Origin of the sequence: Brachybacterium sp. AOP29-B2-41, from assembly GCF_052378395.1 — a bacterium.
Taxonomy (GTDB): domain Bacteria; phylum Actinomycetota; class Actinomycetes; order Actinomycetales; family Dermabacteraceae; genus Brachybacterium.
In genome coordinates this window covers 20309-36405 of record NZ_JBQSXR010000027.1, presented here as the reverse complement: position 1 = coordinate 36405, position 16097 = coordinate 20309, and the positions used below count along the sequence as shown (strand labels likewise).

The window sequence follows — 16097 nt, the reverse complement described above, 5'->3', positions numbered from 1 at the left end:
CTAGGATGTCGAGGGTCGTGCGGCGCCGAGCAACGTGCCTTCGGGCGACCTTCTCTCGGAGCGCGACAGCGCTTCATCGAACCATGAAGGAGTAGTCGGAATGTCCACTGCCAAGGTCGCTCTCGTCTCGGGCGCAGGTCAGGGAATCGGTCGCGGAATCGCGCTCCAGCTCGCGAAGGACGGCTTCGACGTCGCCGTCGCAGACCTCACGTTCCAGGAGGAGAAGTCGCGCGGCGTCGTCGCGGAGATCGAGGCGCTGGGCCGCCGTGCGATCTTCGTGGCTGCCGACGTGTCGAAGAAGGAAGACGTCGTCGCCGCTGTGGACGCAGCCGCCACGCAGCTCGGCGGGTTCGACGTCATCGTGAACAACGCGGGCATCGCGCAGGTCAAGCCGATCCTCGACGTGACGGCGGAAGAGCTCGACAAGATCTTCTCCATCAACGTGAACAGCGTGGTCTTCGGCATCCAGGCCGCTGCCGACAAGTTCATCGAGCTCGGTGTGAAGGGCAAGATCATCTCCGCCGCCTCGATCGCGTCGATCAAGGGCTTCCCGATCCTCGGCGCGTACTCGGCGTCGAAGTTCGCCGTGCGCGGCCTCACGCAGGTCGCGGCGCAGGAGCTCGCCCCGAAGGGCATCACCGTCAACGCGTACGCTCCCGGCATCGTCGGCACGGGCATGTGGGACCTCATCGACGAGAAGCTGTCGGAGATCAACGGCAAGCCGCGGGGCCAGAACCTCAAGGAGAACGTCGAGAGCATCGCCCTCGGCCGCATCGAGACGCCCGAAGACGTCGCGAACGTCGTGTCGTTCCTCGCAAGCGAGAAGGCCGACTACGTGACCGGCCAGGTGCTGCTCGTGGACGGCGGAATGCTCTACAACTGATGCATCCGAAGGGGGCGCGGGGAGGACATGTCCTTCCCGCGCCCCCTTTTTTTGCGAAGTCTTCGCGAGGACGCCGCGCCCGGCCGGTTCCTCATCAGGCCGCCGGCAGGTGCCGGCGCCAGCTGAGCGCGACGATCCCGACGCTGACCGCCGCCAGGACCGCGCCGGCGAGGAACATCGTCGTGTACGGGATCCACGCGCCGAGCGCGGCGAGGATCGCCGGGATGAAGAACCCGAGATACGTCAGTGAGTAGTACACCGCGGTGAGTCCGGCAAGATCGCGCGGACCGGCGATCCGCTGAATCTCGCGCAGTCCCCCGACGAGCAGCATGCCGTAGGCCGCGCCGAGTGCCGCGGCGGCCACGAACGCCCAGGCGAGCGAGTTGAGGCTCACCGCGACGGCGGCCAGGATCATGGCGGGAACGGTGACCGTCAGCGCGATCCCGATGCCGCGGGCCGACAGCGGGGTGTCGACCTTCGCGGCGAACCGCTGCACCGCGACACCGCATCCGAGCGCGACGACGCACAGCAGACCCGACACACCGATCTGCAGTCCCGGCGCCTGCGACATCATGAGGCCCGGCAGGATCGCGTACGCGCTTGCGGCGGTGCCGAAGACCCACGGCGCCATCGGGACGACGACGAGGAGGAACCGGCGGTGCATCGCGGTGGGGATGCGCAGGTCGGCGAGGAGCGGCCCAGAGGTGTCTCGGCGCGGCCGGCTCTCCGGCGCCGCCCACAGCAGCACGAGCGCGACGAGGGTGAGAGCGATGTGCAGGAGGTAGGGCGACGCGGTGGGGATCGGGCCGAACTGCCCGAGCGCCGCAGCGAATCCGGCGCCCAGCGCGAACCCGGACGTCAGTGCGAGTGCAGCGCGTGAGGCGCCACGGCCGTCGACGGCGCGGGTCGTGAACGGAGGCTCGGAGAGCTCTTTCACCCAGCTCGTGCCGACTGCCATCACGAGCCCCAGCGCGATACCCGACAGCACCCGCCCGGCGAACAGGAGCGGCATCGAGGAAGCCCCGACGGCGAGGAGCGTGCTGCCCGCAATCGCGATGATCGGGGCGGGGACGAACAGCGGTCGGCGGCCGTACCGGTCGGACAACGGGCCGCCGAGAAGGAGCGCGGGCACGATGCCCAGGACATATGCCCCGAGCAGTACATTCACGCTGAAGGCGCTCATCTGGTCGATCTGGCGGTACATCACGAGCAGCGGTGTGAACTCGTTTCCACCCCACGCGACAGCGAACAGGGCAGCGCTCACGCGCATCCAGGGGACGATCGCGATCCGCTCTCCGGCGGCGGCTCCCTCGGAGGACATCTCACTCATGACAGCAGCTCCCGGTGGGTCTTCTTGATGTGACGGCCGAGTGCCACCTCGAACGCCGCGGTCTCGCCATCGCCGATGAGGCGGACGAGCAATCCGTGATCGTCGAGCACCTGCTCGGCTCGGTCGTCGCGTCGCCAGAGCGACCACGCGAGCATCCGCCTCTGCCGATCGCGCAGCGTCGCGAAGAACTCTGCGAGCAGGGCGTTCCCGCCGGCCGCGACGATCCGGGCGTGGAAGGCCGTGTCTGCCTCGGCGAGCCGCGCGAGGTCGGATGCCTCGTACGCGCGGCGTTGCTCGTCGAGAATGTCGGAGAGCTCGTCGACGACGTCCTGCACCCGTTCGGAGTCACGGACGAGCCGCCGCACGGCATCGGTCTCGATGAGGATGCGCGCCTCGACGACGTCGTCGAGCTCTCCCGGCGTCACATCGCGGATCAGCGCACCGCGCTTGGGGTACAGCCGCATCCACCCCTCGACCTGCAAGCGCAGGAACGCCTCGCGGACGGGGGTGCGGCTCATCCCGAGTTCGTCGGCGATCGTTCCTTCGCTGACCATCGTCCCGCCGGCGAGATCGCCGTCGAGGATCCGCTCCTTGACCTTCGCGTACGCGGCATCCGCGGCGGATGCCTCCGTCTCCTGATGCTCCATGACCCCGTCCCCGTGCTGATGAACAAGATAGATACTAGTTGCATCTCAGCCCGGTGCAAAGTGGCTCTTCGGACATTCGGTGGGGGTCATGGGGTGAGGCCGCCGGCGGCGAGGAGCATGCGGAGGCGGTAGTTGTGCCGGTTGCGATAGCCGCGGGCGAGGCGCCGGTGCAGCTCGATGATTCCGTTGAATCTCCTATGTTTGTCAAGCGGCGAGTTGGGCGCGGGCTGCGGTGGTGAGTTGGCGGTAGATCTCGCGGGCGAGGTATCGCTTCAGGCAGCGACGAATTTCTCGGAGGGTGCGTCCTTCAGCAGTGCGGCGCTCGACGTAGGCGCGAGTTCTTGGGTCCATGCGCATGCGAGTGACGATGGCCATGTGGAGGGCGCGGTTCAGACGGCGGTCACCTCCGCGGTTGATGCGGTGCCGCACGGTGTTGCCCGAGGACGCGGGGATCGGGCTGGCGCCGGCGAGGCTGGCGAACGCAGCCTCGGATCTGATCCGACCTAGATGCGACCAGGACGTCAACGCGACGGCGGCGGTGACCGGGCCGATGCCGGGCTGGTCGAGCAGGCCACCAGCGGGGCTCTGGCGAACAAGGTCTGTGATGCGCTTGGTGATGTCCTTGAGCTCCTTGTCGAGCGCGGCGACCCGTTTGTCGAGCCTGGTGGCCTCGCCACGTGCGGTCGCCGTGGCGAGGGCTTCATCGCGGGCCCGCCATGCGGCAGTTGCGTCGATTTGGGCCTGGGTGAGCGGGCGGCGAGCGTCGATGCCGAGGTCGACGACGCGCAGCAGCGCGGTAAGCGCGTTGATCGTCGCGGTGCGCTCGTGCTCATGTGGTCGCGGGAGGCGAGCAGCACCTTGACTGCCGCGCGGACCCCATCGTCGGCGCGCGGTTCGCGCAGCTGCGTCTCGTGCAGCGGGAGGGCTGCAGCAGCGATACGGCGTGCATCGAGCGGGTCAGACTTGCCGATCGCGCGGTTCGCGCGGGCGTTCATCCGCGGAGCCTCGACGACCGTGTATCCGTTGTCCGCGGCTACTGCGCGCAGACGAGCACCGTAGGTACCGGTGCCCTCGATCACCCAGAGCACAGTGACGTCACCGCCGGTGCGGCGCCCGGCCCACGTCACGGCCCGGGACAGGCCAGCGGCGGTGGCTGGAAACTGGGCCTCATCAACGATCTCGCCGGTCGGGCAAGCGAGTATTGAGACGGCGTGGTTGCGGGCGTGGGTGTCCACGCCGATGACGAACGGACGAGCATGCGCGACGATAGCCATGGCGATCGACGCTCCTCTCCTCGAGACGGACATGGTCACGGTCGCTGAACGGCCGGCGCCGGTCCGGGAAGAGGTCACTTCGGGGCGAATCTGTGATGGGCCACGACCCGAGGGTCGGGCAGTCTCCTGATGAGGTCACCGAGGTGGGCCGGACGGCGCCGGCTGCGCCGCACCGAGCGGACAATTCAACGGGAAGACACCGCAAGCTGCGGGCCAATTGCTTCGAGAGTCACACCCGGTTCGACACGACCGGTATCCATCCTGACCAGCCGATCCCAGATCAGCCAGAGCCAGACTCACAGATCGCCTCGGTGCCGCCGTTGTTCGCGCGCCCGGTCGCGAAATACGCGAGGAACGCTCACCGCCACCGGCGCAGGGTGCGACCGAGGCGGGCGATCTCCGGGATCGGGCAGGTGTGGAATGTCTCGGCGACTCGCTCCGCGATTCGGCGGCCCTCGGCGAGATCCTTCGCGTGGTAGGCGGATCGCAGTTGCTGCGCGCACTGCCACGCAACGAACACCTCGTCGTGCGCAGGATCTGCCTCGATCGCCGCGGCCAGCCTAACTCGCTGCTTGTCGGTGAGGTTCTCCGCTCCGGCGCGCAGGATGGTCTGGATCCCGTAGAGCGGCTCTCCCTTGCGTCCGCGGTGGCCGAGCGTGTCGTGTTGCACTCTGCGGCGGACCTCGTCGACCGCGGCGGTGCCGAGTTTCACGACATGGAACGCGTCGAGCACCGCGACAGCGTCTTCCAGCTTGTCGTTGATCGCGGTCTTGTATCCGGCGAAGGGATCCAACGCCGCCACCTCCACGTTTTTCCGGAACGCGTCGCCGCGCTCACCGAGCCAAGTCGCGTAGGCCTTCCCGGACCGGCCGGGTACGAGATCCAGTAGCCGCGCACGCACCCGGCCGTGCTCGTCGCGGGTGAGGTCGACCATCCCCGTCAGTTCCTTCGGACCGCGCTTGCGTGGATCGACGTGATGCCAGACATGCTCGTCGACACCGAGCGTCGTGACGCCATCGAACCGGGATTCGTCCGCGGCGAGGCACACGAGTTCGGGCTCGACGGCGCGCCACACGGTCTTCCACGATGTTCCGAGCTGACGGGCGAGCCCAGCGATGGTCGCGTGCTCGCCTCGTAGCTGTCCGATAGCCCAGGCGATAGTGCGCTTCGTGATCGACCCCCGGTGAGCGACCAGCGACGGGGGGCGTGGGGAACGGATTGGTGACAACTGATCGTTAGTGCCGGGAGGCGCTGACGGGGAGGATGTCATCATGCCCGGCCCCTATCCCAGAGAGTTCCGCGAGGACGTCGTCGCTGTCGCTCGCAACCGTGAGAGCGGCGTCACCATCAAACAGATCGCCGCCGACTTCGGTATCAGCGAAGCGACGTTGCAGAACTGGCTCCGTCAAGCCGACGTCGAAGACGGTAACCGTCCCGGCCAGACCGCCGCGGACGCCGCCGAGGCGCGGGAGTTGAAGAAGCGGATCCGGTTGCTCGAGCAGGAGAACGAGGTCCTCCGCCGTGCGGCGGCGTATCTGTCGCAGGCGAACCTGCGGCTTGGTGGCTCCCCAAAATGACGTACCCGCTCGTATCTGAGCTCGCCGACGCGGGGATCCCCGTGACGGTGTCGTGCCGGGTTCTCAAGCTCGCCCGCCAGCCCTACTACCGGTGGCGCAACGACCCCGTCCGGGACGCGGACCTGCTCCGCGCATATCGGATCAACGCGCTGCATGATGCGCACCACGAGGACCCGAGGTTCGGCTACCGATACCTCGCCGACGAGGCCCGCCGAGCGGGGTGGCGGATGAGCCGGCGGACGGCGTGGAAGCTGTGCTCGCAGGCGGGGATTCTCTCGTCCGCGCAACGCCGGCGACGCGGGAAGGGGAAGAAGGCCGGGCCGCCCGTGTTCGACGACCACGTCCAGCGCGTGTTCCGCGCCGATGCCCCGAACCGGCTCTGGATCACGGACATCACGGAGCATTGGACGGGTGAAGGCAAGCTCTACTGCTGCGCGATCAAGGACGTGTACTCCAACCGAATCGTCGGGTACTCGATCTCAGATCGGATGACCGCGAAACTCGCCGTCGACGCCGTCCGAAATGCTGTCGCGCGCCGCGGTGAGGTCGCCGGATGCATCCTGCACGCCGACAGGGGCAGCCAGTTCCGCAGCCGCGCGATGGCCCGCGAGTTGCGCCGCCACGACATGGTCGGATCGATGGGAAGAGTCGGCGCTGCGGGGGACAACGCGGCCATGGAGTCGTTCTGGTCACTGCTGCAGACCAACGTCCTCAACCAGCAGCGGTGGACCACCCGGCAGGAGCTGCGACTCGCCATCGTCGTCTGGATCGAGCGGAAGTATCACCGCCAGCGCGCCCAGGACACCCTCGGCGGCTTGACGCCCATCGAGTTCGAAGCCAAGCTAACCGAGCCGCTCACACTCGCGGCCTAAACCGAACCTGTCACCAGTTCGCTCCTCACGCCCGGGTGCTGAGGTGGCAGCGGATCTGCTGCGTCCCGCGTTTCATGATGTGGTGCGCGCGGTGCGGATACGTCCTAATGATCCGAAGTGCGCGTCCTTGACGTTGGTCTTCACCGCTTATCCGGGGATCTACATGCACGCGGGACTATTGCACGACTTCCACTACCCAGTCTGCGGTTGCGACGCTTGCGACTCGAACTGGGAGGCCGAAGCCGATGAACTCGAGCAGCAAGTGTTCGCGACCGTCAGCGGCAACTACCGAGAGACGATCGAACGCGGACTTCGCCCCTGGGTCGATTACGCCTTCACCTATCCCGACGGCGCGAGCTCCGGGAAATCCCGCTCCCAAGATCTTCCTGCCCAGCGCCTCAAAGACGCCAAGCCCGTCCTCCGCGACCTTCCCGTCGGATGGAATCACTGGCCGCGCCCGGCCCCGCCTCTTGATCAACACGGCCTAGTCGCCGGCACCGCTGCAGCTCGGGACTGTCCGTCAGCGGGTCTCGGTGGGATCGCCGATCCAGCCGACCACCAGCGGGGCGAGCGTGGAGCGCTCATAGGCGAGGAACAGGAAGGGCGAGTCCAGCACGAGCTCCTGGTCAGGGATCTGGGCGGAGGTCTCGGTCATCACCACCGCGGTCGCCGCGGCGGCCTCCATCCCCTGCTCGTCGATCGTGATCACGGCCTTCTGCAGCACCTCGTCGATCACCAGGTCCACCGCGCCGGTAATGCCCGAGAAGTCAGCCTCCTTGCCGAAGGCGTCGGTCATGCCGAGGCTCTTGAGCGTGTCCTTGAGCGCGGATTCCCAGCCGATGTCGAAGGCGGGGACGGCCAGCTGGGTGGAGGCCTGCGAGTCCTCGAGCCCGCTCAGCAGGGCGGCGAGACCAGAATCCTTCCCGGATGCGGCCTCCGCCCAGGCATCGAGGACGTCGGTGAGGTCACCGGTGGGCTGCACGAGCGCGAGCGCGAGGTCTTCGCCGTAGGTGCCCAGAGAGGTCGCCCGGCACACTTCGTCCTCGTACCAGGTGGAGGTGCTGCCGTGGAGCATCTCGGCGCTCAGCTCCGAGCCGTCCGCAGTGGTGAAGGTGCCGCCGCCCTTCGTGAGCTCCTCGGGCCAAGCGGCCTTCAGGTGCAGGGCGTTGACCAGCACGAGGCGGGTGTTCGAGTCCAGGATGCCCTCGGGGATCAGCTCTTCGATGAGGTCGTCGGTGGAGTCGGCGACCCACTCGTTGATCTCCTCCCGGGCCTGCTCACGCTCGGCGTCGTCGGTGAAGTCCGCCTCGAAGAGCCCGCTGCCGAACCAGGTGGCAAGGTCTTCGAGGAAGGTCTCCTGGATCTCGAAGCCCTCCTGGAGCCAGGTCCCGTTCACGAGCGAGGCACGGGCCGGCTCGGGCGCCTCGTCGTCATCGAGCTCCCGCTCCTCGTCGCCGACGGTGGCCAGCAGCTGCGAGAGCGTGTTCGCACCCTCGGCGAGGACCTCCATGCTCCCACCGAGCACCTCTTCCATCTGCTGGAGGGTCTGCCCGGCCGCCCCCATGCCGACCATCGTGAGCGCGACCTGCGCGGACAGCGGCGAGCAGACCGCGTTGACCTCCGCGCGGTCGATCGCGCCGAGCATCCTCGCGGTGAAGGGAATCGCGACGCCGCCGGCATCGTCCGCCGGGCCCGGCGCGGCCCGTGGCAGCTCCGCGGCGAGATCCGGGCCCTCGCCCTCATCCTGCCCTCCGCACGCGGCCAGGCCCAGGGCGAGAGGCGGCAGCAGCGCCGAGGTGGCCAGCAGCGAGCGACGGCGCACCTGGGGGCGCCGCAGCTCGGGGTGTGCGGAGGCAGAGGTGGTGCGCATGCCTCTATCGAACGATGCGCAGGCGCCCGTGGCAAGGGCCGACGCCTCCCGGCGCCTCACCGCCCCCACATGACGCTGGTCGGGCACCGGCGCCTGAGCATCGGTGCCCGACCATGGGTCAGGCTGTAAGGGTCAGGCTGTAGGGGTCAGCCCTTGACCGAGCCCTCCGTGAGGCCGCCGCGCCAGAAGCGCTGCAGCACCAGGATGAGGATCGCCAACGGGATCACCGAGAGCAGGGCGCCACCGATGGTGAGCTGGTAGAACTCCGGCAGCCGGTCCGTCTGGGCCCGCCAGTTGTCCAGGCCCAGGGTGATCGGGTAGAGCTTCTCGTCGGCCAGCATCACCAGCGGGAGCATGTAGTTGTTCCAGATCGCGACGAACTGGAACAGCAGGATGGTCACCAGAGCCGGGGTCAGCTGCGGCAGCGCGAGGCGATGGAACAGGCCCAGCTCCCCCACCCCGTCGATCCGGCCCGCCTCGAGCATCTCCTCGGGCACCGCGGCGCTCGCGTAGATCGAGGCGAGGAACAGCCCGAAGGGGCTCACCAGCGAGGGGATCAGCACCGACCAGTAGGTGTTGGTGATGCCCATCGAGCTGAACAGGAAGAACAGCGGCAGGGCGACGGCGGTGCCGGGGACCAGCACGCCTCCCAGGACCAGCGCGTACACGAAGTTCCGGCCCCGGAAGCGGTACTTGGCCAGGGCGTAACCGGCGGCGGTGGCGAAGTAGGTCGCCAGCACCGAGCCCACCCCCGCATAGAGCAGCGAGTTCAAGCCCCAGCGGGGAAAGATGCCGCCGTTGGCGTCGAGCACGGCACGGAGGTTCTCCAGCAACTGGAAGTCCTCGCCGAACCAGAAGCCGCCGGTGCCGAACAGATCCTCGGTGGACTTGGTGGCGTTGATCAGCACCCAGTAGACGGGGACCAGGAAGTAGAGCGCCACGATCACCAGCAGTGCGGTGATGATGATCGTGGTGGTGGGCTTGCGGCCCGCATCACGAGAACCGGCGCGGGAGTCCTTGGCCGAGTCCCTGCGACGCCCTGCGGGGCGAGTCGTGGTGGTGGTGTCGGCGGTGCTCATGAGCGCTTCTCCGTCCAGTTGGAGACTCCCAGCGCAACCGCCGAGAGCAGGAAGGCGGCCAGTGCGATGATCACGGACTGCGCCGCCGCCATGCCGATGTCGTTGTACTGGAATGCGAAGGCGTAGGCGGACATGTTCGGGGTGTACTCCGAGGTGATGCCTGCGCTCATCGTCTGCAGCAGCCGCGGCTCGGCGAACAGCTGCAGGGTGCCGATGATCGAGAAGATGATCGTGAGCATCAGGGCGGGGCGGATCAGCGGCAGCTGGATCGCCATCGCGACCCGGAACGAGCTCGCACCGTCGAGCTTCGCGGCCTCGTACAGATCACCGGGGATCGACTTCAGCTGCGCGATGATGATCAGCATGTTGTAGCCGGTGTAGGTCCAGGTCACGATGTTCGCGATCGACCACAGCACCATGCTCGGGCCCAGGAAGTCGACGTCGATCCCGACCACTGCGAGGACGTCGATGATCGGCGAGAGACCGGGGATGTACAGGAAGGACCACAGGATCGTGGCGATCACGCCGGGGATCCCGTAGGGCAGGAAGTAGGTGGCGCGGAAGAAGCCCGGCCACTTCGCCGAGGCGCTCTCCAGCAGCAGCGCCAGGATCGTGGCGGCCACGATCATCACGGTCACCTGCACCACGCCGAACAGGATCATGCGCCCGATCGACTCGATGAAGTTGACGTTGGTCAGCGCGGCGAGATAGTTGTCCAGGCCCGCGAAGACGCTCTCGGTACCGCCCTCGCCCAGCAGGCCCTTGCGCTCGACCCGGGTGAAGCTGTAGCCGATCGCCATGATGATCGGGATGATCATGGTGCCGATGAACAGGATCAGGAAGGGTGCCAGCAGCACCCATGGGGCAGTTCTCGATCTCATCGTGCCTCCTCCGCGTTCAGGCCGATGGTGCGCATGATCTCGACGATCTCCGTCTGCGCTGCGGCGAACATGTCTGCGAGCGGGACTTCGCCGGTGACGGCGGTGGTCATGCCGTCCCCGACGATGGCCTGGACGCGCTGCATCAGCGGTGCCCAGGTCCACTCGAGGTTCTGGCCCTCGGCCATCGGGACGATGACGTCTTCGTTGTAGTTCTGTCCGGAGAAGAAGTCGTCGGGCTGCTGGCGGATCTTCCCGATGTAGTCGGCCGCCGGGGACCAGCCGATGCCGGAGTGCTCGATCATGGCGTCGATCCCGGCGGGGTCGGTGCACATCCAGGTCAGGAACTCGAGCGCCTCGGCCGGATGCGCGCTGGTGGAGGAGACCGCTGCGGCCGATCCGCCGTGCCCGCCCGAGGCATAGCCGTCGGGCCAGGTGGGCATGGGCGCCACGGCCCATTTGCCCTCGCCGCCGGGGATGGTCTTGGCCAGCGCATCGGACCAGGACCCGCTGATGGAGGCGAGCACGTTCCCGTCGGCCGCCGCGGCGTACCAGGGGGTCGTGAACGAGCCGTATCCGGTGCCCACCAGCTTCTCGGCGAAGATGCGGTCCCAGTACTCGGCAACCCGCATCGAGGCGTCGCCGGTCATGTCGACGATCCAGCCGTCACCCTCGGGACGGAACCAGTTCGCGCCGGCCTGCATCACCCAGGCGATCGGGTGGGAGCCGTCGGAGGGGTCCAGGCTGATCAGCATCTTGCCGGCCTCGGAGACGATGCCCGCCGTCTCGTAGAACTCATCCCAGGTGGCGGGGACGGAAAGGCCCAGCTCCTCCTCGAGCACCTCGCGGTTGTAGAAGGTGGCCACGGGGCCGGTGTCCTGCGGGACGCCCCAGATGGTGTCGCCGACCTTCGCCTGGCTGATGGCTCCTGGATCGAACAGGGACTCCTGCTCGTCGAAGCCGTAGCGGGAGAGATCCACCAGGGCGCCGGCGAGGGCGAACTCGGGGATCTGGCGCAGCTCGACCTGGGCGATGTCCGGGCCGCCGCCGGCGGCGATGGCGGAGAGGATCTTCGCGTAGCCGCCGGTGTTGCCCCCGGGTATCCAGGTGGCGTCGACCTGGATCCGGTCCTGCGACTCGTTGAAGACATCGCAGACGTTTTGCAGGTCCTTGAGCCAGGCCCAGTAGGAGAGGTGCACCTTGCCCTCCGCGGGCGGAATGGTGGGTGCTGCATTCACCTCACCGGGGTTAGGCGGCGCGCAGGCGGCGAGGCCGGCGGCGACTGCCGCTCCGCCCCCCGCCAACGCGGCTCGGCGTGAAAGACGTGGCGTCATCGCTCTCCCTGTCACAATTCGTCGGTGAATTCCACCCGAGCATAGCGTCGATCCGGTGGATGGCAAGGATGCTACCGTGAACGTTCACGATTTGAGAAGGGGGCGCGATCCGGCGCGCCGCGCAGCCCCGCCGAGCCCCTCACCGCGCGCTGCCCCGGGCCCCGCAAGAGCCCCGCTCAGGGCCCCGCAGATGCGGTAAGCACCACACTGCCGCCCTCCTGGCCCGCAGTTGCCCGCATCCGGCGCCCATGACGAACTACCCGGTGGTAACGTCACGCTCCGGCACCTCCAGATGCCGCATCACCTGCGCCCGCCGCGGCCTTCGCCGCCACCGCGCCCTCCCCGTCCCCAAGGAACTGCTTCATGGTCGACCTCCGCCTCGACGCCCAGTGGATCGACTACGCGATCATCGCGTTGTACTTCGCCTTCGTGCTCGGAGTGGGCTGGTACGCCAAGCGCGGCGTCTCCACCTCCATCGAGTTCTTCCTCTCGGGCCGCTCGCTGCCCGCCTGGGTCACCGGCCTCGCCTTCATCTCCGCCAACCTCGGCGCCGTCGAGATCATGGGCATGTCCGCCACCGGCGCCCAGTACGGCATGCCGACCATGCACTACTTCTGGGTCGGCGCCGTCCCGGCGATGCTGTTCCTGGGCGTGGTGATGATGCCCTTCTACTACGGCTCCAAGGTGCGCTCGGTCCCCGAGTTCATGCGCATGCGCTTCGGCACCGGGGCGCACCTGGTGAACTCCATCAGCTTCGCCGTCGCGCAGCTGCTGATCGCCGGCGTGAACCTCTCGCTGCTCGCCACCATCGTGAACCGCCTGCTGGGCTGGCCGATGTGGGTGGGCCTCGTGCTCGCCGCCGCGTTCGTGCTGTTCTACATCACCGTGGGCGGGCTCTCCGCCGCGATCTACAACGAGGTGCTGCAGTTCTTCGTGATCGTCGCAGCGCTGCTGCCGCTGACCCTGATCGGCCTGCACCGCGTGGGCGGGTGGAGCGGGATGAAGGAGCGCATCGCCGGTGACGGCATGCTCGGCGAGGAGCAGCTGCACACCTGGCCCGGCCAGGCGCTCTCCGGCTTCGACAGCCCGGTGCTGTCCGTGGTGGGCATCGTGTTCGGCCTCGGCTTCGTGCTCTCCTTCGGCTACTGGACCACGAACTTCGTGGAGGTCCAGCGCGCGATGGCCAGCAAGTCGATCACCGCCGCCCGGATGACCCCGATCATCGGCGCCTTCCCCAAGATGCTGATCCCCTTCATCGTGATCGTCCCCGGCATGATCGCCGCGATCCTGGTCGGCGAGCTCACCGAGTTCAAGCAGCTGGACGTGGGCGGGGACGCGGCCGGTGCCGCGGCCACCGGCGTCACCTACAACGACGCCCTGCTGCTGCTCATGCGGGACGTGCTGCCCAACGGCCTGCTGGGCGTGGCGATCGCCGGCCTGCTCGCCGCGTTCATGGCCGGTATGGCCGCGAACATCTCCGCCTTCAACACGGTGGTCAGCTACGACCTCTACCAGCAGTACGTGAAGAAGGACGCGCCCGACGGCCACTACATGAAGGTGGGCCGCATCGCGACCGCCGCGGCCTGCGTGATCGCGATCTTCACCGCACTGATCGCCGGGCAGTTCTCGAACCTCATGGACTACCTGCAGACCCTCTTCGGATTCTTCAACGCCCCGCTGTTCGCGACCTTCATCCTGGGCATGTTCTGGAAGCGGATGACGCCGACGGCCGGCTGGGCCGGCCTGGTCTCCGGCACCCTCGCCGCCGTCGCCCTGTGGAGCGCCTCCACCTTCTTCGGCGTCTTCGAGCTGCCGGGCCAGGGCCTCGCCTTCGTGAGCGCCGCGACCGCGTTCGTCGTCGACATCGTGGTCTCGGTGATCGTCACCCGGTTCACCGCCCCGAAGCCCGCGCATGAGCTGAAGGGCCTGGTCTACTCGGAGACCCCGAAGGCAGACCTCGTGGATCCCGAGGAGAAGGACCTGCCCTTCTGGCGCCGTCCCGCCCCCATGGCCGGCATCGCCCTGGTCCTGGTCATCATCCTGAACATCGTCTTCGCCTGAGCGCGGACGGAGGAGAGAACCCATGAGCACACACAAGGATCAGAACCCGACCGCGGACCGCGGATCCGGCACCCCCGAAGCCGCTGCGGTCCGGACCGCAGGCGCCTTCGACATCCGCAACTTCATCGGCTCCCTGCTGGGCCTGTTCGGCCTGGTCCTGCTGGGGATGGGCCTGTTCGCCTTCACCCCCGTCGAGGCCGCGAAGACCGGCGGGCTGAACGCCAACCTCTGGGCGGGACTGGCGATGCACATCGTCGGGATCCTCTTCATCCTGTGGACGAAGCTGGACCCGATCCGGATGGTCGTGCGCGAGAACGAGGACGGCGCGGAGGAGCCCCGCGACATCGCGGCGATCGACTGAGCACGTCCCTCCCTGGCCTTGCCCCACCTTCCTGGCCCCGGACACACCGGGCAGGAGCCAAGACCTCGCGGCGAAGGACGCGCTGGAGGAGCCCGGCCCCAGACACGCCGTGCGCTCGCCATCGAATCCACCGATATCTTCCGTTCCTGGAAGATATCGGTGGATTCGCGCGTTCCACGCCTGCGTGTCGCGGCGCGACGAGCCGCGGGCGACCGGGCCACCAGGTCACCAGGTCACCAGGTCACCAGGTCACCCCACCAGGCACCATCCCCGGGTGCGCGCTCCCCACCTGGTCCTTGCCCTGCGCAGCTCGCATACCATCGATGCCGACACCGCATCCGATGAAGGAGCATGAGTGACCGACCAGCCCCGCCCCGCCAGCACCCACGAGAACACCGCCACCGTCCCGTCATCCGCCGCCGAGAAGCCCGCCCGTGAGGACCACCTGGTCACCACGCTGCACTCGCTCGCACTCCCCGACGGGACGCTCGACTACACGGCCACCGCCGGCACTGTGGTGCTGAAGGAGGAGCCCGAGGGCGAGGAGTACGGGCGCGGCGCCGCCTACGCGGAGCTGTTCTCCGTCTCGTATGTCGCCCAGGGCGTCGAGGGTGCGGGGCCGCGTCCGGTGATGTTCGCGTTCAACGGCGGTCCGGGCGCCTCGACGGTCTGGCTGCATCTGGGCCTGCTGGGGCCGCGCCGCGTGGATTCCGGGGATGCCGGCTCCCCGACCGCTCCCCCGCACCGACTGCTGGACAACCACGAGACGATCCTGCGCGACGCCGATCTCGTGGTGGTCGATGCGATGACCACCGGCTACTCCCGTCCCGCACCCGGGCAGAAGCCGGATCGCCATCACGGGCTCACCGCCGACCGCGATCTCATCGCCGCGTTCATCATCGACTGGCTGAGCCGCAATCAGCGCTGGACCTCCCCGATCCACCTGGCCGGGGAGTCCTACGGCACCACCCGCGCCTCCGCGGTCGCCGCGCACCTGATGGACCGCTACTACGTGGCGGTCGCCGGGATCGCGCTGATCTCCCCGGTACTCGACTTCGGCACGATCGTGTTCTCCGAGGGCAACGACAGCCCGTATATCCATTACCTGCCCACCTATGCCGCGATCGCCCATGCGCACGGCAAGCATGAGGGCCGGCTGCTGCAGGACGTGGTCGACGAGGCGGAGGCCTTCGCCGAGCAGGAGTACCCGGCGCTGCTCGCGGCCGGTCTGCGCCTGGCACCTGAGCAGACGCAGGAAGCCGCGGCCCGCATCGGCGCACTGATCGGGGTGGACCCGGACTGGGTGGAGCGCGCGGACCTGCGCGTGGAGCATCTGGCCTTCCTCGCCGAGCTGCTGCGCGATCAGGGCCTGGTCACGGGTCGCATCGACGGTCGCTTCACCGCCCCGGCCGGGAACGGGAACTCCGCGAGGATGGAGACCGATCCGTCGATCGATCAGCTCGCCCCGTCGTACACCGCGGCGATCAACCAGTATCTTCGCAGCGAGCTCGAGTTCTCCTCCGACGTGATCTACGAGATCATGTCCGGCCGTGTCCATCCGTGGAGCTACAAGGATTTCGAGAACCGCTCGGTCGAGGTCGCCTCGGACCTCTCCCGGCTGCTGCGGAAGTCCCCGCACACCAAGGTGCTGGTCTCCCACGGCTATCACGACGCCGCGACCCCGTTCCACGCCAGCGAGACCGTGCTCGCCCAGCTCGCGATCCCGCGCGAGGACTACAGCGAGCGGATCCGCATCGAGTACTACGAGGCGGGGCACATGATGTACTGCCACGAGCCCAGCCGGCTCGCCCTCTCGCAGCACCTGAGCGAGTTCGTCACCGGCGCGGAGCCCGCAGGCACTGACGACGCGGAGGCCGATGTGGACGCAGACGCCTCGGAGTGACCTGCCCGGACCGGGCGGCCCTGCTCGC

General features: G+C 68.1%; 10 protein-coding genes and 4 pseudogenes. 6 read left to right on the top strand and 8 right to left on the bottom strand.

The annotated features are described in order from the left end of the window. Positions 1 to 100: 100 nt before the first annotated feature. Positions 101 to 883: an acetoin reductase gene (locus ACT3T9_RS17440; RefSeq protein ID WP_114306376.1), complete on the top strand. Its 783-nt coding sequence runs from the start codon at positions 101 to 103 to the stop codon at positions 881 to 883. 94 nt (positions 884 to 977) lie between these two features. Here ACT3T9_RS17440 and ACT3T9_RS17435 read toward each other — a convergent pair whose 3' ends face one another. From ACT3T9_RS17435 to ACT3T9_RS17420, 4 genes and pseudogenes are all read right to left on the bottom strand, one after another. Then, a complete protein-coding gene (locus ACT3T9_RS17435) occupies positions 978 to 2213 on the bottom strand; it encodes an MFS transporter (RefSeq protein WP_051216769.1) in 1236 nt (411 codons plus the stop codon). Next, a complete protein-coding gene (locus ACT3T9_RS17430; protein WP_114306374.1) occupies positions 2210 to 2860 on the bottom strand; it encodes a GntR family transcriptional regulator in 651 nt (216 codons plus the stop codon). Before ACT3T9_RS17430 ends, ACT3T9_RS17435 begins: the two co-directional genes overlap by 4 nt. A gap of 204 nt (positions 2861 to 3064) precedes the next feature. Further along, a pseudogene (locus tag ACT3T9_RS17425) lies at positions 3065 to 4134 on the bottom strand (IS110 family transposase). Positions 4135 to 4495: 361 nt separating this feature from the next. Then, a pseudogene (locus tag ACT3T9_RS17420) lies at positions 4496 to 5335 on the bottom strand (ISL3 family transposase); the annotation flags it as partial. Positions 5336 to 5405: 70 nt separating this feature from the next. Between ACT3T9_RS17420 and ACT3T9_RS17415 the strand changes: the two are divergent. Together ACT3T9_RS17415 and ACT3T9_RS17410 are read left to right on the top strand one after the other, a co-directional pair. Beyond that, a pseudogene (locus ACT3T9_RS17415) lies at positions 5406 to 6583 on the top strand (IS3 family transposase). Positions 6584 to 6626: 43 nt separating this feature from the next. After that, positions 6627 to 7028, top strand: a pseudogene (locus tag ACT3T9_RS17410) (DUF6226 family protein); the annotation flags it as partial. 75 nt (positions 7029 to 7103) lie between these two features. Here ACT3T9_RS17410 and ACT3T9_RS17405 read toward each other — a convergent pair. From ACT3T9_RS17405 to ACT3T9_RS17390, 4 genes are all read right to left on the bottom strand, one after another. Beyond that, positions 7104 to 8453 (bottom strand): serpin family protein, encoded by a 1350-nt coding sequence (locus ACT3T9_RS17405; protein WP_444607156.1) that lies wholly within the window; start codon positions 8451 to 8453, stop codon positions 7104 to 7106. 146 nt (positions 8454 to 8599) lie between these two features. Next, positions 8600 to 9532: a carbohydrate ABC transporter permease gene (locus ACT3T9_RS17400; RefSeq protein ID WP_441445346.1), complete on the bottom strand. Its 933-nt coding sequence runs from the start codon at positions 9530 to 9532 to the stop codon at positions 8600 to 8602. Continuing rightward, on the bottom strand, positions 9529 to 10413 hold the full coding sequence (locus ACT3T9_RS17395) for a carbohydrate ABC transporter permease (RefSeq protein WP_441445345.1): 885 nt from the start codon (positions 10411 to 10413) through the stop codon (positions 9529 to 9531). The genes ACT3T9_RS17400 and ACT3T9_RS17395 overlap by 4 nt, the downstream gene beginning before the upstream one ends. Further along, positions 10410 to 11648 carry an ABC transporter substrate-binding protein gene (locus ACT3T9_RS17390; RefSeq protein ID WP_444599110.1) on the bottom strand — a complete coding sequence of 413 codons (1239 nt, stop codon included), beginning with the start codon at positions 11646 to 11648 and terminating at the stop codon, positions 10410 to 10412. Before ACT3T9_RS17390 ends, ACT3T9_RS17395 begins: the two co-directional genes overlap by 4 nt. 459 nt (positions 11649 to 12107) lie before the next feature. On the opposite strand from ACT3T9_RS17390, the gene ACT3T9_RS17385 reads away from it, so the two are divergent. The 3 genes from ACT3T9_RS17385 (at position 12108) to ACT3T9_RS17375 (ending at position 16069) form a co-directional block, all read left to right on the top strand. Then, positions 12108 to 13805, top strand: a complete 1698-nt coding sequence (locus ACT3T9_RS17385; protein WP_441445343.1) for a sodium:solute symporter family protein — start codon at positions 12108 to 12110, stop codon at positions 13803 to 13805. Positions 13806 to 13827: 22 nt separating this feature from the next. Then, positions 13828 to 14166: a hypothetical protein gene (locus ACT3T9_RS17380; RefSeq protein ID WP_444607155.1), complete on the top strand. Its 339-nt coding sequence runs from the start codon at positions 13828 to 13830 to the stop codon at positions 14164 to 14166. A 355-nt stretch (positions 14167 to 14521) separates the two neighbouring features. Beyond that, positions 14522 to 16069: a S10 family peptidase gene (locus tag ACT3T9_RS17375; RefSeq protein WP_441445341.1), complete on the top strand. Its 1548-nt coding sequence runs from the start codon at positions 14522 to 14524 to the stop codon at positions 16067 to 16069. Positions 16070 to 16097 lie beyond the last annotated feature (28 nt).